The 20,715-nt window shown below is 53.0% G+C and carries 15 protein-coding genes; 8 read left to right on the top strand and 7 right to left on the bottom strand.

All coding sequences use genetic code 11. From position 1 onward, the window contains the following. The first annotated feature begins 141 nt into the window (after positions 1–141). The gene (locus tag SNR34_RS05760; RefSeq protein WP_339276467.1) at positions 142–1,116 is read left to right on the top strand and encodes a ring-cleaving dioxygenase; all 975 of its coding nucleotides are present in this window, start codon (positions 142–144) and stop codon (positions 1,114–1,116) included. Positions 1,117–1,311: 195 nt separating this feature from the next. Here SNR34_RS05760 and SNR34_RS05755 read toward each other — a convergent pair whose 3' ends face one another. Together SNR34_RS05755 and SNR34_RS05750 are read right to left on the bottom strand one after the other, a co-directional pair. Beyond that, a complete protein-coding gene (locus SNR34_RS05755) occupies positions 1,312–2,166 on the bottom strand; it encodes a hypothetical protein (protein WP_236420133.1) in 855 nt (284 codons plus the stop codon). Positions 2,167–2,405: 239 nt separating this feature from the next. Continuing rightward, positions 2,406–3,683, bottom strand: coding sequence for a methyl-accepting chemotaxis protein (locus SNR34_RS05750; RefSeq protein ID WP_339276465.1), 1,278 nt, complete (start codon positions 3,681–3,683; stop codon positions 2,406–2,408). A gap of 330 nt (positions 3,684–4,013) precedes the next feature. On the opposite strand from SNR34_RS05750, the gene SNR34_RS05745 reads away from it, so the two are divergent. Then, complete coding sequence (locus SNR34_RS05745) at positions 4,014–5,429, top strand: aspartate ammonia-lyase (protein ID WP_236420135.1); 1,416 nt, start codon at positions 4,014–4,016, stop codon at positions 5,427–5,429. Between the two features lie 115 nt (positions 5,430–5,544). On the opposite strand, the gene rpoN is transcribed toward SNR34_RS05745, so the two are convergent. Together rpoN and pruA are read right to left on the bottom strand one after the other, a co-directional pair. After that, positions 5,545–6,846: an RNA polymerase factor sigma-54 gene (rpoN, locus tag SNR34_RS05740; RefSeq protein ID WP_486181396.1), complete on the bottom strand. Its 1,302-nt coding sequence runs from the start codon at positions 6,844–6,846 to the stop codon at positions 5,545–5,547. 338 nt (positions 6,847–7,184) lie between these two features. Then, positions 7,185–8,732 carry an L-glutamate gamma-semialdehyde dehydrogenase gene (gene pruA, locus SNR34_RS05735; RefSeq protein ID WP_236420137.1) on the bottom strand — a complete coding sequence of 516 codons (1,548 nt, stop codon included), beginning with the start codon at positions 8,730–8,732 and terminating at the stop codon, positions 7,185–7,187. Between the two features lie 250 nt (positions 8,733–8,982). Between pruA and SNR34_RS05730 the strand changes: the two genes are divergently transcribed. Continuing rightward, a complete protein-coding gene (locus SNR34_RS05730) occupies positions 8,983–9,906 on the top strand; it encodes a proline dehydrogenase family protein (RefSeq protein WP_236420138.1) in 924 nt (307 codons plus the stop codon). Positions 9,907–10,311: 405 nt separating this feature from the next. After that, entirely contained in the window at positions 10,312–12,006 is a 1,695-nt protein-coding gene (locus tag SNR34_RS05725) for a sigma-54 interaction domain-containing protein (RefSeq protein WP_486182408.1), read from the top strand. 21 nt (positions 12,007–12,027) lie between these two features. On the opposite strand, the gene SNR34_RS05720 is transcribed toward SNR34_RS05725, so the two are convergent. Then, positions 12,028–14,097, bottom strand: a complete 2,070-nt coding sequence (locus SNR34_RS05720; protein WP_486181395.1) for an nSTAND1 domain-containing NTPase — start codon at positions 14,095–14,097, stop codon at positions 12,028–12,030. 368 nt (positions 14,098–14,465) lie between these two features. Between SNR34_RS05720 and SNR34_RS05715 the strand changes: the two genes are divergently transcribed. Continuing rightward, a complete protein-coding gene (locus SNR34_RS05715; RefSeq protein ID WP_343261554.1) occupies positions 14,466–14,750 on the top strand; it encodes a hypothetical protein in 285 nt (94 codons plus the stop codon). Between the two features lie 534 nt (positions 14,751–15,284). Continuing rightward, positions 15,285–16,418: an alanine dehydrogenase gene (gene ald / locus SNR34_RS05710; RefSeq protein WP_343261553.1), complete on the top strand. Its 1,134-nt coding sequence runs from the start codon at positions 15,285–15,287 to the stop codon at positions 16,416–16,418. A gap of 139 nt (positions 16,419–16,557) precedes the next feature. Here the strand turns inward: ald and SNR34_RS05705 are convergent, their stop codons facing one another. Beyond that, the gene (locus SNR34_RS05705; protein ID WP_343261552.1) at positions 16,558–17,475 is read right to left on the bottom strand and encodes a PD-(D/E)XK nuclease family protein; all 918 of its coding nucleotides are present in this window, start codon (positions 17,473–17,475) and stop codon (positions 16,558–16,560) included. A 345-nt stretch (positions 17,476–17,820) separates the two neighbouring features. Here SNR34_RS05705 and SNR34_RS05700 point away from each other — a divergent pair, with 345 nt between their 5' ends. Continuing rightward, entirely contained in the window at positions 17,821–18,504 is a 684-nt protein-coding gene (locus SNR34_RS05700; RefSeq protein ID WP_486181394.1) for a serine/threonine protein kinase, read from the top strand. 286 nt (positions 18,505–18,790) lie between these two features. Here the strand turns inward: SNR34_RS05700 and SNR34_RS05695 are convergent, their stop codons facing one another. After that, positions 18,791–19,693 (bottom strand): helix-turn-helix transcriptional regulator, encoded by a 903-nt coding sequence (locus SNR34_RS05695; protein ID WP_236420145.1) that lies wholly within the window; start codon positions 19,691–19,693, stop codon positions 18,791–18,793. A gap of 127 nt (positions 19,694–19,820) precedes the next feature. Here SNR34_RS05695 and SNR34_RS05690 point away from each other — a divergent pair, with 127 nt between their 5' ends. After that, entirely contained in the window at positions 19,821–20,708 is an 888-nt protein-coding gene (locus SNR34_RS05690) for a sugar phosphate isomerase/epimerase family protein (protein WP_486181393.1), read from the top strand. Positions 20,709–20,715: the final 7 nt, after the last annotated feature.

Below are 20,715 nucleotides of genomic sequence, written 5' to 3'. Positions count from 1 at the left end.
TAATTATCTTTATGTTAAGATAAATTCAGAACAAACAAACTTTAAGTAAGTTACTATAATATAAACACAATTTGAATGTAAACAAATCAGATCTTTTTCAATCTCCAATGTTAAAATACCGATCCCAAGGAGGATTCCATCATGCAAATCAAAGGACTGCACCATGTATCCGCATTAACCGCAAAAGCAGCAGCCAACTATCGCTTCTATACCGAGGTTCTTGGACTGAGACTGATCAAAAAAACCGTCAATCAGGACGATGTAACGATGTACCACCTGTTTTACGGCGATGAAATCGGAAATCCCGGCACGGAGTTAACCTTTTTCGAAATGCCGATGGCCGGGCAAACCCGCGAAGGAGTAAACAGCATCTCGGCCACCTCCCTCCGCGTCCCAAACGATAAGGCACTGGACTACTGGTTGCAGCGTTTTGACGAATACGACGTGAATCACGGCAACATCACGGAGCGCGCCGGCCGATTGACGCTTGCTTTCACCGATTTCGAAAACCAGCGTTTGATCCTCGTCTCGGACGAAAACAATACGGGCGTTGCCGGAGGCAAACCATGGGATCGCAGCCCGGTGCCTGCGGAATACGGCATCGTTGGCCTGGGGCCGGTACAACTTACCGTGGAAGACGCTTCACTTACGGCAGGCGTGCTCACCGATCTGCTGGGCTTCCGTCTGAAAGGTTCCTTCCCTGCTTTTGTGGCAGGACAACCGGATGTGCTTGTGTTTGAATCCGGGGAAGGCGGCAGCGGCTCCGAAGTTCATGTGGAGGAACGCAGCGACCTGCCGATCGAACGTCCCGGCCGCGGCAGCGTGCACCACGTTGCCTTCCGCGTAGACAATGAAGAAGAGCTGAAACAATGGGTGGAACGGGTGCGCCAATCCCAATTCTCCAACTCCGGGTTCGTTGACCGGCATTATTTCCGCTCCTTGTATTTCCGTGAACCGAACGGCATCCTGTTCGAACTCGCTACGGACGGTCCCGGATTCGGTACCGACGAATCGTTCGAGTTTCTCGGGGAATCGTTGGCTCTGCCTCCATTCCTTGAGGACCGGAGAGCCTCCATCGAAGCTCATCTTAAACCGCTCGATACCGTCATTCGATAAAATCACGGCTCTCAAGCTCTGACCGCTGCCATTCCACAGCCCTGGGGATGTCCCGGGAATGTGGGATGCCAGCGGTGTTTCTTCTTCATAAAGCCGCTCGCTTGCGGCAATTCTGGACAGCACAAATAGAGGCTGTTGTCCTTCTTTTTTTTCAGCCTCTTATTTCTGTTTTCTTTGTCATTCACCTGGCAAACATCAATCAAACGATTGCGTGTACTCCTCTTCATACGTGTCTGAATTGAAATCCAGTCCGGTTGCCTTCCACTGCCCGTCCATGAACTCATAACGAAAACGCAGTTCCCCGCCGTACATGCCAAAGGAATATGCTCCCGAAGCGGATACGGTCAATCGATCTTGATCGATGCTGTAGTACACGACACTGCCAAATTCAAGTTCTTGATTGTAATCCACGCCTTCCGTTTCTTCCTCCAAACGGGTGGACGCGGCAGGTTTCCCGTCGATATCAACGTTGATATCCACTTTCCCCGGAGTAACGTTGACTCGGGAAGCAACATGCTGCTGCACGACCTCTTCCAATGGCTGCATGTTCATTTCTGTCAGCGTATCCGGATCGACAATATAAGCTTTTCCCAAATAAACTCCTGTCCCGTGGCCTGCCGTGAGCAGCACCAAAATTTCTTTCCGTCCGTCTCCATTCAGATCCAGCTCATGGACTTCCGGTTTGTACGATCCTCCCTCTGCTTTCCAGGCCGGAAAATGCTGTTCTTTTCCATTGACTTCTAATGTAATGCCGTTATAGATATATCCGGAACCTTCAACCTGCATAGGGTATAATCGAATGTTTTCATTCTCGGGTGCAATCGAAACATTGTCCGTGTCTTGGAGAATTTCATTGGAGTGGAGTAAAGCTTCTTCGTCATTGTCACTGTCATTATCTATATTGGATGCCGCGACCGCTTCGGCCTGGCTTGATGGGTTATCTATGGGAAGCTGCTCAGCCTGTTCGTTCGTAGAGTGAGCAGTCGATACTGCACTAATTATGGCTACCGCCAAAACGATCATCAGCAGGATACCTGTCCAAGTTTTCAATATGCTGGGCTCCTTCATATTTTTCATTGAATACTACCTTATTATATAGTCATTTATAGCCCACACGTTGCGAATTTGTTAATGTTTCATAAAAAAAACTTTACATATATTCATTTTCACGAAAGAATGTTCGTGTTTTAGCATGACAAGCAAAATATTGGCTAAAAATAGGGGGAATCACCGTCAAAGACGTCTCTTTGAACAGGTACGAATCAAGAAAAAAAGCACCCCGGATCAGCTCAAGGCTGCATCCGGAATGCTTTCGTTTTGTCCAGCAAACGATCGGTCAATTGTCTCAGTTCTTCGGCCGATGAAGAAATCTCCTGCATGATCGCCGTTTCTTCATGTGCCGCATCCATGATTCGTTTCGCTTCATCCGAGAATGAACTTGCTTTCCCCTGGATTTGCTTCACATGGCCATGGGTTTGCTCTACCCTGGAGGTCTGTTCCGCAATCTGGGAGCCGATCTTGTTGGCCCCTTGCATGAACACTTCCACCGCGCCCGTAAGTACGTGCAACGTCTCGTCCACCGTCACGGTACGCTGCGATTCGCTTACGACCAGCCCGTGCTGGACGTGAATCAACTGCGCGGTATCCCGAATTCGCTGCTGCACGCGGCTGATCAATTCGTTGATCCGGTGTACGGACTGCTTGCTCTCATCTGCCAGCTTGCGAATTTGCTGGGCAACGACCGCAAAGCCTGAACCTTCCTCGCCCGCGCGCGCAGCCTCGATGGAAGCATTAAGGGCAAGCAGCCCGGTTTCTTCCGCAATGTTCTTAACGGATTGAGTAATAACTTCAATATCGGACGCTTCCTTTTCAAGCAGCAGCATGATTTCTCTGGAACGGTCATGGGAAGCAGTCAGTTCCTCCATGCCGTTCATCAACGATGAAAACGTCTCTTTCGTTTGAACCACCGAACGTTCCATCTGCCCCGACAGATCGGTCATGCTCACGGATTGGCCGTGCATGTCCTGAAAATCCGTCAGCATTTCATCGGCCATCGCGAGCGATTGACGGGAAGTTACCTTCTGCTGCTCGACGCCAACGGCGATATGGTCAACGGCATCGGACATCATCTCGATCTGGGCAGCCGCTTGGGTGATCGCTTCGCTGAGCGACTGGGCGTTTTGCGAAGTCGTGCGGGTGCTTTCCGCAATATCGTTGACGATATCCCTCAGATTGCTGACCATGCCCCCGAACGCATCGTACAGAATCGTGATTTCATCCTGTGTCTGCCGCTTCGGGATCGTGACGGTCAAATCGCCCGAAGAGACTTGTTTGGCAGCGGTGGCCAAATGTTTGATCGGACGGGTCAACCAGCGGGAAGCGCCCCAACCCAGTATTCCGTTCCAGCATACCCCCAGGATCAGCACGATCGATATATATAACCAATCAGGAATATTAAATGCAAACCAATCCTTCAGAAAGAATATAAAAAAAGCGCTAGTTCCGTACGTAATAACCGAGATCAGTACTAAACCTGCGACCGTTTTTGCGCCTAAAGTCCACTTCATCCTCGCACCTCTTAGTCCTTTTTTCCTAGATTACCAGTTAATAACCAGAAAACATGTAACATATATCACTGACAACGTTGAAATCACCCTCCCCGACGCCTTTTTCGAACAAAATAATGATTGCGCTATCATCCGCGGCATTCAAGGCACTCCGAGCCCGTCCAAAGCTGATGTCGCACATCTCGAATGATTATTTATAATTTTAATTATTTATCGGCAAAATGCGTAAAATGTTTTAGATTGGCAACCTTTTTGCTTAAATGATATACTGAGTGCGCTTCGGCAATGCCGAGGTCCACCAATTATTGGATGCCACTGGAGGCGAACAAAATGTCCACTAGAACCGAAAAAGATTTTATCGGTGAAAAAGAAATTCCTGCTTATGCCTATTACGGTATTCAGACGGTACGGGCGGTCGAGAACTTCCCGATTACCGGAGTCGCGGTGCACAGGGAACTGGTCATCGCCCTGGCCGCCGTCAAAAAGGCTGCTGCGGTAACGAATATGGAACTCAAGATGCTGCCGCGCAAAATCGGCGACGTCATCGTCATGGCTGCCGAAGAAATGATGAAAGGCCATCATCTGGATCATTTTATTGTTGACTCCATTCAGGGCGGTGCAGGCACTTCCATGAATATGAATATGAACGAAATTTTGGCCAACCGCGGACTCGAGCTGCTGCTGCAGAGCAAAGGAGACTATTTCCACTGCAACCCGAACAACCACGTGAACATGTCCCAATCCACGAACGACGTCATTCCGACGGCCTTGCGCATCGCGGCCTATCAGCTGTCCGAAACGCTGCTTGCCACGATGAAACGCCTTCAGGATGCCTTCTTCAAGAAGGAGAAGGAATTCAATGATGTCGTCAAAGTCGGACGTACCCATCTGCAGGATGCGGTTCCGATCCGTCTGGGGCAAGAATTCGGCGCGTATGCACGAGTGCTCGGGCGAGACATGGAACGCTTGGAATATGCGAACCAACGCTTGTTAACCATCAACCTTGGCGCAACCGCGGTTGGAACGGGGCTTAATGCCAAACCTGAATATATCGCCAAAGTGACGGAGCATTTATCCGAAGCGACCGGGCTGAAACTGAAAACGGCCGACGATCTCGTCGACGCCACTCAAAATACGGATGCCTACATGGAGCTGTCCGCAGCCCTCAAAGTCTGTGCGGTCAACCTGTCCAAAATCTGCAACGACATTCGCATGATGGCCTCCGGTCCGCGTGCCGGGTTCAACGAGCTTCGCCTGCCTCCACGCCAGCCGGGCTCGTCCATCATGCCGGGCAAAGTCAATCCCGTGATGGCCGAGGTGATCAACCAGGTGGCATTCCAGGTGATGGGAAACGATCACACGATCTGCATGGCATGCGAAGCCGGACAATTCGAGCTGAACGTTATGGGTCCCGTGATCGCCTTCAACCTGCTGCAATCGCTGAAAATTATGAATAACGGCATCGACGTATTCACGCGATATGCCGTGGAAGAGATGGAAGCGAACCGCGAACGCTGCGCGCAAATTATGAAGCAAAGCTTCAGCGTCATTACTGCTCTCAATCCGCATCTCGGGTATGACGTGGCGGCATCAATCGTGAAAGAAGCGCTGAAAACAGGCGCAACCCTGCAAGAAATCATCCTCGAGCGCGGACTGTTGACGCCGGAAGAGCTCGAAGAGATTTTGCATCCGGAGCAAATGACCACGCCAGGAATCGCTGGAGAACGTTTCCTGCGCAACATGTAGTAGGTTTCTACTGACGTGGATGTATTCAATCCGATGTGAACAAAGAACAGCCCCTGCGCCGTTAACCCGGTTCGCAGGGGCTATTTGTTTCGGAAACGGGATAAGAGCGCGCCTATTATCGGCGTTTGCGCTCACGCGAAGGCAGAATCCGGAGCTCCTCCCTATACTTCGCCACCGTTCTGCGCGAGACGACGATGCCTTCCCCGGCAAGCAGCTCTGCCAATCGGCTGTCCGAGTGCGGGCGATCGGCCTGCTCCATGCGAATCAATTCTTTTAACCGCCATTTGGCCGCCGCGGCAGATGTTCGATCCCCATCGTCTGTTCCGATGGCCGCGGCAAAAAAAGCCTTCCATTCAAACATGCCATGCGGCGTCCGGATATATTTCCCTTGAACGGCGCGGCTCACCGTTGATTCATGCATGCCGATCTTCTCCGCAATCATCGCCAAGTTGAGCGGCTTCAGACCGGACGGTCCTTGATGCAAAAAAAGCTCCTGCTCTTCCACCACCGCAGCGAGAACACGCATTAACGTTTTGCGCCGAAGCTGCACACTGCGAATGATCGCCCGCGCCTCTGCGGCCCGTTCCGCCCAAATCTCGCCCGTACCTCCTTGCCTGACCCAGCGAGAACACGCTTCATTCATCGATATGCGGAGGTTTCCGGCCGAGTGGAATTCCAAACGGACTTCGCCATCACGCAGCTCCGCAACAGCATCCGGAATAACGTAATGGGGAGGTGCGGTGCAGCCGATGGAACGACAAGGCTTGGGATCAAGCCGCGTAATGTAATCATAGGCGGACTTGGCTTCGCTTGCAGTCATCGCGAGTCGTGCCCCTGCTTTTCCCGGATGGAAAGGAACCAGCTCTGACAAACCAGCTTCCACCATCCGCTCGGCATGCCGATCAACGATCGAGGCGCGCCTGATCTGAAGCAGCAAGCATTCTTGCAGACTGCGAGCCCCCACGCCTGCCGGATCCAGCGATTGAAGAACCTCGAGCCCTTCAGCCGCCTCATCCACGGATATGCCGAGCGCCGATGCTGCTTCCGTCAGGTCCAACGAGAGATAACCGTCGTCGTTCACGCAGCCAGCCAGGTATTCCGCTGTGGCCGTTAGCGCGGGCGGGAGGTCCAGCAAACGCACTTGGGCGGCCAGGAAATGCTCCAACGTGGGTTCAGCCCCACGCGCCTGAAGCAACGGTTCATAGCCATCGTGCTTCCTGCGATCCATGCTCCGCGGAAGTCGGGCCAGCGGCGCAGAGTGTCCTTCGACTTCAAGGAGCGGATTCGCATCCGCTGCATCCAGCAAATAACGGACCAAATCCTGATTGGACAACGTCAGCAAATGAAAGGACCGTTTCATCTCAGGCGTAATGGCCAGCCGAAAACGCTGTTCCTGTAACAACTTAACACCTAACATACGTTTTCCCCCTTAGCACCGCTCGGCAGCTTTGGCATCATGATCAGGCTGCATGTTCTGGAAATGGTAACATAAAAGCAATGTCGGCTCTATACAAGTTGAACCGATGATTTTTACACGGAGTCACTACGTGGTCAGAACCATCTTCCGATCACTGTTATCCCCAGATTTTTTTGATCCCTTTTTTCAAAGGGAAAATCCGGTGATAAGCCTATGCTTCCGATGCAGCTTTCTTTCAGAAAGCTTTTAGACCGCTTCGCTTCTCCAGATTCTTTCTGCCCTCTCCGTTATCGTGTAAATGTCTAGTTCAACCTATATAGTTCGAATCGCAGTTCCTTTTAATATTTTTCCGACACCAGCTTCGCTTGCGTGAAAAGCAGCAAATAATCTCTGCCGCCTGCTTTTGAATCCGTCCCTGACATATTGAATCCCCCGAACGGATGGGTGCCTACCAATGCGCCCGTGCATTTCCGGTTGAAATACAGATTGCCTGCGAAAAACTCGCGCCGCGCCAGCTCCAGATGTTCACGATTACGCGAGATAACCGCACCTGTCAGGCCATAATCGGTATTGTTCGCTATTTGCAGCGCCTCTTCAAATGTGTTTGCCTTAATAAAGGCGAGCACGGGTCCAAAAATTTCCTCCTGGGCAATTCGGGCGAGCGGATCAACATCGGCAAAAATGGTTGGCTCGATAAAATAACCTTGGACATCCCCTGTTTCCCCGCCGAGCATCAATCGTCCTTCTTGTTTGCCCACTTCGATATATTCCTTGATTTTGGCATAGGCCTTGTCGTCAATGACCGGACCCACATGGCTTCCTGCTTCAACCGGACTGCCCATCGAAAGCTTCTTCGTCCGCTCAATCACTTTGCGCAGCACTTCATCATATACATCTTTATGAACGATGGCACGGGAACACGCGGAACATTTCTGGCCGGAGAACCCGAACGCCGATGCGGTAATGGATTCCGCAGCCAGCTCCAGATCGCTTTCGCCGTCCACGATGATGGAATCCTTGCCTCCCATTTCGGCAATCACCCGTTTGATCCATTTCTGTCCCGGCGCCGTGCGGGCTGCGCGTTCATTGATTCGCAAACCGACATCTTTGGAGCCCGTAAAGCTGATGAAACGCGTTAACGCATGATCGACCAAATAATCCCCCACTTCGCTGCCCGGCCCCGGCAAATAATTCACGACGCCATCCGGCACGCCCGCTTCAGCCAGCAGTTCCATGAATTTGGCCGCAATTACCGGCGTAGTGCTGGCCGGTTTCAAAACGACGGTATTGCCGGAAACGAACGCGGCCGACGTCATGCCAGCCATGATGGCGAGCGGGAAATTCCACGGCGGAATGACGACGCCTACGCCTAGCGGGATATACGACAGCTCATTGTCTTCGCCTGCAATGCGGGTTAAGGGCTGGGGTTCGCTGAGGCGCTGCATTTCCCTGGCGTAAAATTCCATGAAATCGATGGCCTCGGCCGTGTCCGCATCTGCTTCAGGCCATGTTTTGCCCGCTTCATATACCATCCAGGCGGAAAACTCATGCTTGCGGCGGCGCATGATCGCCGCTGCCTTATATAAATACCGTGCGCGTTCGTTCGGATCGGTATGCTTCCAGCGGTTAAACGTCTCGGCAGCCGTCTGGACAGCCCGCTCCGCCAGTTCCCGGTCTGCCTGATAAACGGTGCCAACGACCTGATGCTTGGCGGCCGGGTTCACGGAGTTCAACCTACGGGGACTCGTTATTTTTTGCCCGCCAATGATAAGGGGATAGTCTTTTCCGAGTTCGGATTCCACCTTGCGCAGCGCTTGTTCGAATGCTTCCTTATTGGCCGGGATGCTAAATGGCGTGAACGGTTCGTTAACAAAAGGAATGTTCATGAATGATTCCTCCTTCAAATGTTGGGTTCGCAGGCCCAGATTGGTTCTGCCTCTCCGTTAACGTGTGTTTTGATTATTTGCGGCTTATATATCCTGGATTGCCATGCGTTTTGCTTATCACCCAATATATGTAGCAAGTTCCGTGCCAACTCCAATCGGGGGAAGGATTATTTTTGAGATTGCAGCATTTGGCATGATTCTTGCTTCGTATCAGAAGCATAAGCAGTATGATCATAAGGAGGAAGCCCCCATGAGTATGGGAACGGAAATGTACCGCAAAACATTGCTGACCGTCGCAGGCAATAAAACTGTCGAGCGTCTGTCCGTCAAATACGGCAAAAGGCTGGCAAGCAAATTTATCGCAGGCAGCACGCTGGATGAAGCTCTCGAAGAAATTCGCATCCTGAACAACAAAGGCATTATGGCCACATTGGACCATCTGGGGGAGGGCATTACCCGTTTGAGCGAGGCAGCCTTGTACCGGGACGAATACATTCGGCTCGTGGAGGGCATCACGCGCTATCGCGTCAACTCCAACGTGTCTTTGAAGCCAACCCAGATGGGCCTTGCGCTTGATCCTGAAGAGGGATATCGGAATATCCGTGCGGTGGCCGCCGAGGCCAAGCTGCATGATCTTTTCGTGCGGATCGATATGGAGGACAGCCCGTTTACCCAGGCTACCTTGGACATCGTTCGCCGTCTTCACGCAGAAGGGCTCGATAACACGGGGACCGTGCTGCAAGCCTATTTGCACAGGAGCGAGCAGGATACGCGGGACATGATCCGTGAAGGCATCAAGCTCCGCCTCGTTAAGGGGGCATACAAAGAGCCTGCCGCAGTAGCTTATCAGAACGCCTCCGAAGTCATGGAACAGTTCAAATCCATGATTCGCCAGCATCTCGACCAAGGCGTCTACACGGCGGTTGCCTCTCACGATGATCAACTTATTTCATGGACCAAACAGTACGCCAAAGACCGCGCCATCTCTCCCGATGCATTCGAGTTTCAAATGTTATACGGACTGCGCATGAACGAACAGGAGCGGCTCGCTCGGGAAGGGTATCGCGTTCGCTGCTACGTTCCCTACGGAACCATGTGGTATCCGTATTACACGCGGCGTCTGGCCGAGAAACCGGCAAATCTCTGGATGGTCGTTAAAAACATGTTCAGATAGACGAAGACTTTGAAAGAAAAACCATGTGGTCCACTTTTGGGGGCCGCATGGTTTTTTTCGATTGGGACCGCACGCAACGCCAGCTTGACGCAATGTCAAAAAAAATAAGCATCCCAGCATGGAAATGTCCAAAATTCAGGACACCTCAACCTTATATTCGATGATACGAATCACACCAAAATGTAATGTTTCTTGACTTGAACCTCAATGAAACCGTTTGCCATTCCAATCCACTCGTGAGTGTCTTCCTTTAACCCCTACGCTCCATGTCAAAAAATATATACACCAGTTGGTTTAAGCGATATAATATGTGCAACGATTATTTCTCAACCATCATGCGCATTGCAATTTGGCCAGTGCAACAGTAACGTGTCTAATCGTGATGCTTCGACTGAGGTGAAACCGATGAAACATTTGCTTCCTGACCTCATGTCCCTTTTGCGGACAGACCTGAGAAAGTGGGATCGGGATCCTTCCCTTCCCCTGCCTGCAATCCCTTCTTCTGCAAATTGGGCCGAGGTTATTGCCTGTTTCAATGAGAGTCCTTACTTGTTGATTCAAGACGAAGGCCCGCCGCAGGGATATATTGCCGCAGCGGATGTTTTGCAGCACATGCTGCAGGCTCATCGCCTCCTGGAGGCTTATTTGGAAACCACGTTGGAAACCGCAGGTTCAGCGCTGACCCTGATCGATGAAGAAGCGAAGGTGGCCTATTGGACGTCCGGTGCCGAGCACGTTTTTTCCATCCGCAAAGAAGACATCGTCGGGCAGCCGGCTGCAGACTTCTTCCCGCCTGAGCGGCTTCAATCGCTCAAAACGTTGTATACCGGCGAAACGGTCTACCGCAAACAGCATCAGCCCCGGCCCGATCTGTTTGCCCTCATCAACGCGTGTCCAGTGGTGCTCGATGGATGCATCGTGGGCGCGGTTGCGGCCGAAGTAGACATCACCACCGAAATTCGCCTGCACCAGGAATTGTTACATATGTCATCCAAAGTCCGGCATTTGGAGAAGACGGTCGCCCGTCTGCGCCCCGATTCCGATCCGTTTGCGGGAATCAAGGGCAGCAGTCCGGGACTGAAGCAGTGTCTGGAAACGATTCGCAAAATCAGTACAACCTCGGCTACCGTGCTTATTCTCGGAGAGAGCGGAACAGGCAAGGAGTTGTTCGCCAAAGCCATTCATGACCTGCGCGAACCGCAGACTGCACCTTTTATTGCCATTAACTGCGGTGCCATACCCGCTTCCTTATTTGAGAGCGAGTTGTTTGGATACGAGAAAGGGGCATTTTCCGGTGCTGACCCCAAAGGTAAAAAGGGGAAAATTGAACTTGCCGACGGAGGCACGCTCTTTTTGGACGAAATCGGCGAAATGCCCTTGGAGCTTCAGGTAAAGCTGCTGCGCGTGCTGCAAGAGAAAAGTTACTTTCCCGTTGGCGGAACGCGCATGAAGCAGGCCAATTGCCGGATTATCGCCGCTACCAATCAAAACCTGTTAGGCATGATTGCGAACAACCAGTTTCGGGAAGATCTCTACTATCGTCTGAATGTCATCAATCTCGTCATCCCTCCGCTGCGCATGCGCAAGGAAGACATATACGAATTGACGCGGACATTCCTTCAAGAGTTTTCCCTGCTATACAACCGCCATATCGAATCGCTCCCTTCGGAAGTGTTCAAGATGCTCTTCAGCTATGACTGGCCCGGAAACGTCAGGGAACTCCGAAACGTGATCGAACGCATTGCCATCCTGACGACGGACGGGGAGGTCAGGCCTGAATATTTGCCGGAATCCCTCACCGCTTCCATGGATCCGAAACCATCCACAACGGAAGGGAGCATGCCGCTTCGATCCATGCCAGCACGGTCCTCTCTCCACTCGGCCGGGGCCGGGGACGTGCCCGATACAAACCAAGCCGGAAACGAAGGTCTGCTCTTCGAAGTCTCCCCCCTGGCTTATAAAAAGCAGATGGATGCATACGAATCGGATCTTCTGCTCCAATGCCTGGAAACGGTTGGAGGCAACAAACGTATGCTGGCGAAGCGGCTCGGCATTTCCAGGGCAACGCTCTATAACCGCATGAAGAGGCTCGGTCTGTGACCGGCCTCTTCAGATTGTCTTCTATATCATTCGCGCCAATCGGATCAACGCATTGCGCAAGTGGCGATAAAAGGTGGCCCTGCTCATGGAGCAAGCCTCAGCCGCGGCAGTCGGATTGCCGGCATACGTCCAATAGTGGGCATGCAGCAACCGTTGGTCCTGAGCGCTAATCCCCGGCTTTCGTCCCTCCAGCATGTCCAGAATATGCAATTGCAGCTGCACGCCATCCTTCATGTCTTTCATTTGCGCAGCATATTCCTGCAAATCTGCCGGGGAATGCAAGTTGGACAACATTTTACGCATATCCGCCTCGGACCAGGCCTGTCGTTTCTCGCCCGCAGCGTCCTGATGAAACTTCCCGTTCTCCGTTTCCGGATTCAGCAGTGACATCACCCAATCTCCGAATCGGCCATTGCGAAAATCCAGGTACATGACATCCGCAGGCTGGTCATACAAATCACAAACGCGGCTTCGGGTTTTTCTCATTTGAAAGCCGATGCTCTGCAAAAACAGTTTAAGATACGGATTGGTCGCCACCAGCATAACCCTGGTCCCATCGCCAAGCAGGGACAGCCGGTCCAGGCACATATATCCGACGAGTTCTTCCCGCGTGTATCCCCTTACATCGTTTTTTGCCGTGACCATAACGGCATAATGCGTATCCGTCTGGTCCGGGTCGCAATCCAGCTCTTCGGGGGTGAAGCACTCCTGCATCTCGGCAGGAAAATATTTCATCAGCAGCTTGCTGCTCTCCCGATGCACAAGCACGGTAATAAACATGGAGATCGGGTCACCCGACCTGTCTCGCATGAGCACAATTCCTTCCGGATAACGTTCGGCCAACTCGTCCAAAAACGGTCCGTAAGGAGGCGCCTGCCAAGGCTCCACGCTATACTCGGTCCAATGCTGCATCAAACGTTGAAGCGCAGGCAAATCCTCGGTCCGCATCACTTCCATCGGCGTAAACAAGGCATCCGCCGACACGTCTGCGTATTGGCGATGCTGCAGCATCGATTCCTGGCATAACAGCAGCATCTTTCTTGCGATTTGCCGCTGATCATGCGATCTCGCCTTTTCATGCAGCGGCCTTAACAGATTGGCGATCCGTACACGCATCTGCTGCAGGCGCCGGGGTTCACGCTGCCTGAAGTCCCGAAGCAGATGAATTCTTGCCATGTCATGCAAAGCCAAACCGTTCGGGCCGGAACGAATAAAAGACATGCGCCGCAGGGCGTGATATTCCTCGGTAGTCACCTCGGATTGCAGCACGGCGGACAACACTTCCTGATTTGCGGTTTCCAGAAGCGTCAGCACCTCGATCATCGGGTGCAGCCGCGGCGACGTCAGCTCCAGCAGCAGCCTGGCGCTGATCGCGTGCGACATTTCCGTCCACTCGGATAACGGCACATCCCGGCTTTGGTCCGCTGCCTCAACCGCCAAGGCAAGCCCCAGCGGATGGCCGTCCGTCATGCGCGCTATCTTGCCTTCAACGCTTCGGTTCGGCAATCCGGCCCCTGCAATATATGCCGTAATTTCCTCATCCGTAAAATGCTGCAAGGGCATCCGCACAAAAAGCTGCTGCAAGCGGGGGTGCGATTTCCATGTCAGCACAGGCTCTGGGCGCGAAGCGAGCACGATCAACACGCCGCTGGTCGGCAGCTTGGAGACAAACACTTCCATGAACCAATGCTCCAGCAAAGCCAGCTCTTCATAATTGTCCACGGCAATCACCAGCCTATTCCGAGCCGAGGCTTGAGTCAGAACATGCAGCGGACCGAACTCGCTTTCGCTCCCCATCATCTCCAGTCCGATCGTTGAAGAGAGGTATTCCAAAAAGATCGAAGGCGTCGGACCGCAGGACCTGCCGTCCATCCAGATGGCCGTTGCTCCCCGGTCACGGGATATCTCCAGCATTTCCGACAGCAGCGAGGATTTCCCGATCCCCCCCATACCCGTCACCGAAAAAATGGTAAGGGGTGCTCCCGGATCGCCAAACCAGCGATTCAACAACTTCAATTCCTTCGCTCGTCCAACAAAACGTTTGTCATGATCAAAGTGGCTGTCAAACCGTCTCTCGTTACTGTTTTCCATCCGTAGCCTCCGTACTGAGTCCTGATACTTTTACAATCATTTCATCTAAAATTGAGACTATATTGAGACGCACAACGACACTGCAAATGATAAAATTTCGATAAAAGCCAATTTATAGAAAATAACATCAGACATCAACGGGAAAGCGCTTTTTCACCAGCCGTTTCCGTTCTTTCATGTAAATAAACGCCGATCGAAGGTTCCGGGAGACCGAACGCTTATAGCCGAAGTTCGTGTCTGTACCAGTCGAGACCAACTCCCTCATTCGTCGCTGCATGCTGCACGGAGTTGAAACTATTGAGCCGCAGCCATATGATCACGCTTCCTTTCAAGCCCATTAGCCCGATATTCCAGAAAGGCGGATTTATGTGAGAAAACAACTCGACATCTGTAATCTGAGCGGACAACTCGGAATCAGCAGTGATTCCCTTCATGAATGGCTTCGCCAACATACCGCAGCATCCGAATCAATGAAACACCCCGTCCCTGCCGAGCGCGAAGCTGCCCCATACCGTTTGGTTGCCCCCGATTCGTTAACGCTGGCCCCTTTCGCAAATCAGCCGAAACTATTCCGGGGCCGCCGTCCGCAATTCCGCTCCGCCATACCGAAACCGGATTTTGACCAGATTCGCCGAGTCAGCAGAAATTATTAAACCATTACGCGATTTCCGTACGGTCCATGCATGTGCCTTCACCTAACAGACGGTTTGAAAGGCAAACATGTTGGACCGATCCATCCTCTCCATCCCATGTCAAAGGAATGCATGCAGCCTCCATTCGCAACCTTCCATCCAGGTTTACATCGATTCTGTTTCGGCTTCTCCGCCCGATTGTACGCGTTGTGCCCGGGAAAAAAGCATTGGTTCAACTCATAGCGATTATTATATAGACCCATACGGTTTTTGAACACATGATGTTTCATTTTTTTGCCAAAAAAGAGTATCTACGTGCAAAAGAATGTCTTCGATGCGGATCAGGCCTTTCGATCATCGTTCCATGGCAATTACCTCTGTAATGTCATTTTTTCACATTTATTCACTGAGGACAAGTATCCTCAACGATGTTTTCGGCAAATGTTGAATCCTGCCTGCTAAACATTAGACATAAAGCAAGGTGACAAACGGCCATTCTATTCATACACTTAAACGTGTAAGCGAACAACCTTATCATGGACGAGGTGCATGGCTATGAGAATCGGAATTCCCAAAGAAATCAAAAACAATGAAAACCGCGTTGCCATTACCCCTGCCGGGGCCGCTGATTTCGTCCGGGCCGGCCATCAGGTGGTCATTGAACAAGGTGCGGGACTCGGCAGCGGCTTTACCGACGGCGAGTATCAGGCCGCAGGCGCGGTCGTGACGGCACAGGCCAAGACGGTATGGGCGGAAGCCGACATGATTCTTAAGGTGAAGGAGCCGCTGGCCAGCGAGTACGAATACTTCCGTCCCGGACTGATTCTCTTCACCTACCTGCACTTGGCTGCAGAGCCCGAACTGGCCGCTGCGCTGGTGCAGAGCCGAGTGACGGCCTTGGCCTACGAGACGCTTGAAGTCAACGGATCGCTCCCGCTGCTCACGCCGATGAGCGAGGTCGCCGGGCGAATGGCAGCCCAGATCGGTGCCCAACTGCTGGAGAAGCCCAAAGGCGGCAAAGGCATTTTGCTCTCCGGCGTGCCCGGCGTGAGCCGCGGCAAGGTTACGATCATCGGCGGAGGCACGGTGGGCACCAATGCGGCCAAAATCGCCATCGGGCTGGGAGCGGACGTCGCCATCCTCGATCTGAATCTGAATCGGCTGCGCCAGCTGGACGATATTTTTGGCAACCAGATTCAGACGCTGGTATCCAGTCCGTCCAACATTGCGGCCGCCGTGGCCGGAGCCGACCTGCTCATCTGCGCGGTGCTGATTCCGGGTGCCAAAGCGCCCAAGCTGGTCACCGAGCAGATGGTCACCGCCATGGCACCCGGTTCGGTGATCGTGGACGTGGCGATTGATCAGGGCGGGATCGTCGAGACGATCGACCACATCACCACCCACGACCATCCGACCTATGTGAAACATGGCGTCGTGCATTACGCGGTGGCGAACATGCCTGGCGCCGTTCCGCGTACTTCCACGGTGGCGCTGACCAACGCCACCATGCCCTATGCGCTGCAGCTGGCAAACCAGGGTGCAGCCGCCGCGATTCGCGGCAGTTCGTCCATTCGCAGCGCGGTGAACGCGCTGAATGGACATATCACGTACGAGGCGGTTGCCCGCGATCTCGGGCACGCCTATGTACCGCCCGGACAGGCGCTGCAAGACGGCGCCGACGTCCAGTAATCTTGCCGCTTGCCGTTCCACATGGCAGTTCGCTGCCGGCTGTGGAACGCATGAAGCGCCAGTCCGGACCGTGGGTGGTCCGGGCTGGCGCTTCGGTTTCTTTCGCATGCATCATGGTATGTGGAATGGCCGTTTGAATTCACATCACGCGTTCGCTGCATACCTCGCGGAAATTGCAATCCCGGCAAGCCCGGCGCGAAGGCATCGGGGTGAAGAACGAAATGTCTTTGGGTCTGTTGTAATACTCGTCCGCCACGCAGGACTTCATCTCCTCGATATACCGTCCGACTTTTTCCTCCGCCCTCGCCAAATCCTCTTGCGTAGCTGCATATTGCTTGTGCGTTCCGTTCAGCAGATACTCCACCCGCAGCTCGATCTGCTCCAGCGGCACCCGATAGTGCTCTCTTACATATGCGGCATACAGCAGGAGCTGGTCCGAGAAATCTTCTTCCTTGCCCGTTTTCCAATCCACGATCACGATGTTGCCGTTGCCTCTCCGATATAACAAGTCCATCTTGACGTACACCCGCGTATCGTGCAGCATCATCGTATCCCATTTCTCGATCTCCAGAATTTGCGTGCTTGCGCGCGCCAGGTCTTCCCAGGTCAACGTATCGTACAGACTGTTCACACAGGCGGTAATGCGGTCTTTGATCGTTCCGATCCGCTCCTGCAGCGTGTCGTCCCCGTAGTACATTTCGGACAGCATAACCCGGTTTTTGGGATCCTGCCTCCACTGCTCCGCGTCCAACGACTGTACGTACGCCTCATTCAGCAGCTTGCGCATCGTCTGTTCCAGAAAAGGCACGCGCGGCCTTTCTCGTCCTTCATCCCTGCTGCGCACGGCCGATTCGCACATCCGGTGCACCAGGTCACCAAAGACGAGATACAGATTGCTGAGCTGTTTCAAACGATAAAGGCGGACCGTCATATCATCGGCTTGATCGGTCTTCCAGCCATTGTGGGCACCATAATAATGATAATAATATTTGCGCAGGCACTCATCGAACATATTGGCCCGCGACTGCGAATAAGACCACTGCGGATATTGTGCCATGATTTATTCTACCTTTCTGCGATTATACTTTTGTGCATTCGATGCTTATGGATCGGGACAACATCTATAAACGTCAAAAAAACATTCACACGTTAACGGAGAGGCAGAACCAATCTCTGAAGTGTGATTTGAATTGCAGTTTATGTAAAACTGCTGCTGCACCAAGTATAAGGGACCAGGCAAAAACGCCGCAAGCTAGCTGGTCATCGTCTAAAGCGTCCCCGGTTCGAATCGGAACCGTTTCGGATTTCATTCGTATCGTTAATATACGTTCATCACCACTGAAATTGCGCAGTGAACCGCATGAGATAGATTGCAGGCAATATCCCAAAGGAGGCACCACCCATGAATCAACCCGATTGGTTCCAGGCAGAAAAAGCGTTGCAGCAGATCCGGGTCATCGGAAGCGACCGGAACGAACTCGTCGACATTATCGGGCGCGCCCAAGGCGTCCGTTGCATCGGCACAGGCACGGATGCAGCCGTATTTGCCTATGACGGGTTGCCGCAATACGCCTTCAAAGTGTACTCGGATCATGCTCTGGACAAGCTCGATCATGAAAAAAAAGTCTATGAGCGGCTTCGCGGCCTGCCCTATTTTCCTATCTATTACGGCAGCGGCCCCAACATGATCGTAATCAGCCATGAAGCCGGACCAACGCTGCTGGAGTGCCTGGAGCAAGGCATCCCTGTACCCGAGCAGGTCATGCTCGACGTGGACGCCGCACGTGCAGCGGTCCGAGAACGGGGGCTGAACCCCCGCGACATCCATTTGAAAAACGTACTGCTCCAAAACGGGCGAGCCAAGGTACTCGATGTATCGGAATATATCCAGGACGGCAATGACCACCGCTGGGAGCATCTCGTCTGGGCCTATTACAACGTGTATCCACGCATTGAGGGCACCCCGATCTCCCCGCGCATGCTGCAGACGATTAAATGGGCCTACAACCAACTGGATCAGGCCAATATCAAATTGGAGGACTTGTCAAAGAAGGCCAATCGCCTGTTTTCGCGATTTCTGAAATGAAGTAGCATCCGCAGCCAAAACATCCCCCCCACCTCCATGTCGGGGGATGTTTCGGTTCGGCACTAGCCCTAACAAACATGAGACACGTTATAGGGCATGTATTGGAGCATTTGAAATGGTAACGAACCTGAGGCACGTTATCTGTGGTTGGAAAGCGCGGTTTGTGGCATTTTGCTCCAAATAGCGTGGCTGAAGTTCGTTACATTTTGAAGCGTGGCGATTCGGGCAGAATAAGGTGTCTACGGTTCGTTAGAGGAGCTGGCAGATGGCAAACGGACGGCCAGATTCAGCTTCCATTCTCCGCTGCCTGACGTCCCCGCGATGGCGGCACACCTTTGTATTTCTTATATAGCTTCGTAAAATAATTGGCATTGTCGCAGCCGACCTGTGCGGCGATCTCCGTGACCGTCAGACTGCTCTCTTTCAGAAGCCGCTCCGCGAGCATCATGCGGCAGCCGTTAACGTATTCAACGAACGTTCGCCCGGTCAGCTTTTTGAACATTTTGCAAAAATGATACGTATTCAGGCCGACCTGGCCGGCGGCTTCGGCCACGGATACTCTCTCTGCGGGATCGGCCTCGATCTTCTCGATCAGCTGCTTGAAACGTTCCCTGTTCGGAAAATAAGAACCGCCCCCTTTGCTCGGGAGCTGCTGCGGCAAAAACATGCGAGCCAGCATCGTGAACAGCGCGTACAGCTTGGATTTGACCATCAGCTGGTAAGCGGGCGGCTGTTCTGTCATCTCTTCGATCGCTTCGTGAATCAGACTGTAGATGCGCGCGCATTCTTCATCCTGTTCGGCGGGTTTGACCGGAAAACGCAGCCTTCCCTCCAGATATGGCGCGACATATCCGATATGCACCGGGTCATGGATGAAGTCCTGAAACAAGGCGGCGTTGACGACCACCGAATCGTAGTCCACGTCGCCGTCATTCATCGCGTAGCCGACATGCAGCGTTCCTGCAGGAATAGCGAGAACTTCTCCGGCCCGCGCCGTGTACGGCCTGCTGTCGATATGGAATTGCGCTTCCCCCCTGCGCATCACGATGAATTCAAAATGCTCGTGCCAATGCAAATACAATATGCATTCCCCTGCCTTCTTGTCAGCGCATCGATTCTGGAAAAGCTGAAACGGGTGGGATTTGTGATCCATCCGCGTTTTTTCGTGAAGCGCTTTCAACTCAGTCACCGATGTTCCCCTTCCCCCACAAAATCGGACTAATAATGCACAAGATCGTTTAGAGCCATTCGGCAAATGCACCGCTATAATGAGTGTGTCACGAAGACTATAAGCCAATATTGGAGTGAATTCAACCATGAATAAAGCATTGCGCATAGGCACGCTTGTCGGCGGCGCGGACGCCGTAAGAGTCATTCCGCAAATTTTGCCGCACGGCTTCGAATCGTTCAACCTGACCTTCTGGCAGACGACAGGAACCGTGGACCTGACCGAGACGGCCAAACGCGTTCGCGAACTGGTCGACGAACATGACGTCGTCATTTCGGCGCTCAGCGTGTTCGGCAATCCGCTTACGGGAGAAGGAGACAATGCCGACACCTTGGCGAGCTGGGAGCGGGCCATCGACCATGCCCATCTGTTCGGGGCAGCCATCGTCTCCGGCTTCACCGGCCGCCTGACCGGACGTCCGATCGACGAATCCATTCCCAAATTCAAGCAAGTCTTCGGCGAATTGGCCAAACGCGCTGCCGACCGGGGCGTGCGGATCGCCTTCGAAAACTGCGACATGGGCGGAACCTGGCAGAGCGGGGACTGGAATATCGCCCATAATCCAACCGCTTGGGAAATGATGTTCGATGCCGTTCCCGACGAGCATGTCGGGCTGGAATGGGAGCCTTGCCACCAAATGGTCAGCCTGATCGACCCGATTCCGCAACTGCGCAACTGGGCCCATAAAGTGTTTCATGTGCACGGCAAGGATGCAACCATTGCTTGGGATGTCGTGAAGGAACATGGCGTTCATGGACCGCATGAATTCGTCTGGCACCGCACACCTGGTTTCGGGGATACCAACTGGTCGGATATCATCACGATTTTGCGCCAGCACGGGTACGAGGGAACCATCGATATCGAAGGCTGGCATGATCCGGTTTACAAGGGCGAGCTGGAGATGACCGGGCAGGTGCACGCGCTGAACTACTTGAAGCACTGTCGCGGGGGAAGCTTTGTGCCAAACCCCGTGTGACGTCGAC

It is taken from the genome of Paenibacillus sp. XP01, assembly GCF_057364885.1.
This window is presented reverse-complemented; position numbering and strand designations above follow the sequence as displayed.

Coding starts and splice junctions, on each gene's coding strand:
- pruA (WP_236420137.1), bottom strand. CDS start 8,732: ATGAACATTCCTTTTGTTAACGAACCGTTCACGCCATTTAGCATCCCG.
- SNR34_RS05705 (WP_343261552.1), bottom strand. CDS start 17,475: ATGGCACAATATCCGCAGTGGTCTTATTCGCAGTCGCGGGCCAATATG.
- SNR34_RS05750 (WP_339276465.1), bottom strand. CDS start 3,683: ATGAAGTGGACTTTAGGCGCAAAAACGGTCGCAGGTTTAGTACTGATC.
- SNR34_RS05760 (WP_339276467.1), top strand. CDS start 142: ATGCAAATCAAAGGACTGCACCATGTATCCGCATTAACCGCAAAAGCA.
- SNR34_RS05725 (WP_486182408.1), top strand. CDS start 10,312: ATGAAACATTTGCTTCCTGACCTCATGTCCCTTTTGCGGACAGACCTG.
- rpoN (WP_486181396.1), bottom strand. CDS start 6,846: ATGTTAGGTGTTAAGTTGTTACAGGAACAGCGTTTTCGGCTGGCCATT.
- SNR34_RS05700 (WP_486181394.1), top strand. CDS start 17,821: ATGAATCAACCCGATTGGTTCCAGGCAGAAAAAGCGTTGCAGCAGATC.
- SNR34_RS05690 (WP_486181393.1), top strand. CDS start 19,821: ATGAATAAAGCATTGCGCATAGGCACGCTTGTCGGCGGCGCGGACGCC.
- SNR34_RS05730 (WP_236420138.1), top strand. CDS start 8,983: ATGAGTATGGGAACGGAAATGTACCGCAAAACATTGCTGACCGTCGCA.
- SNR34_RS05745 (WP_236420135.1), top strand. CDS start 4,014: ATGTCCACTAGAACCGAAAAAGATTTTATCGGTGAAAAAGAAATTCCT.
- SNR34_RS05720 (WP_486181395.1), bottom strand. CDS start 14,097: ATGGAAAACAGTAACGAGAGACGGTTTGACAGCCACTTTGATCATGAC.
- ald (WP_343261553.1), top strand. CDS start 15,285: ATGAGAATCGGAATTCCCAAAGAAATCAAAAACAATGAAAACCGCGTT.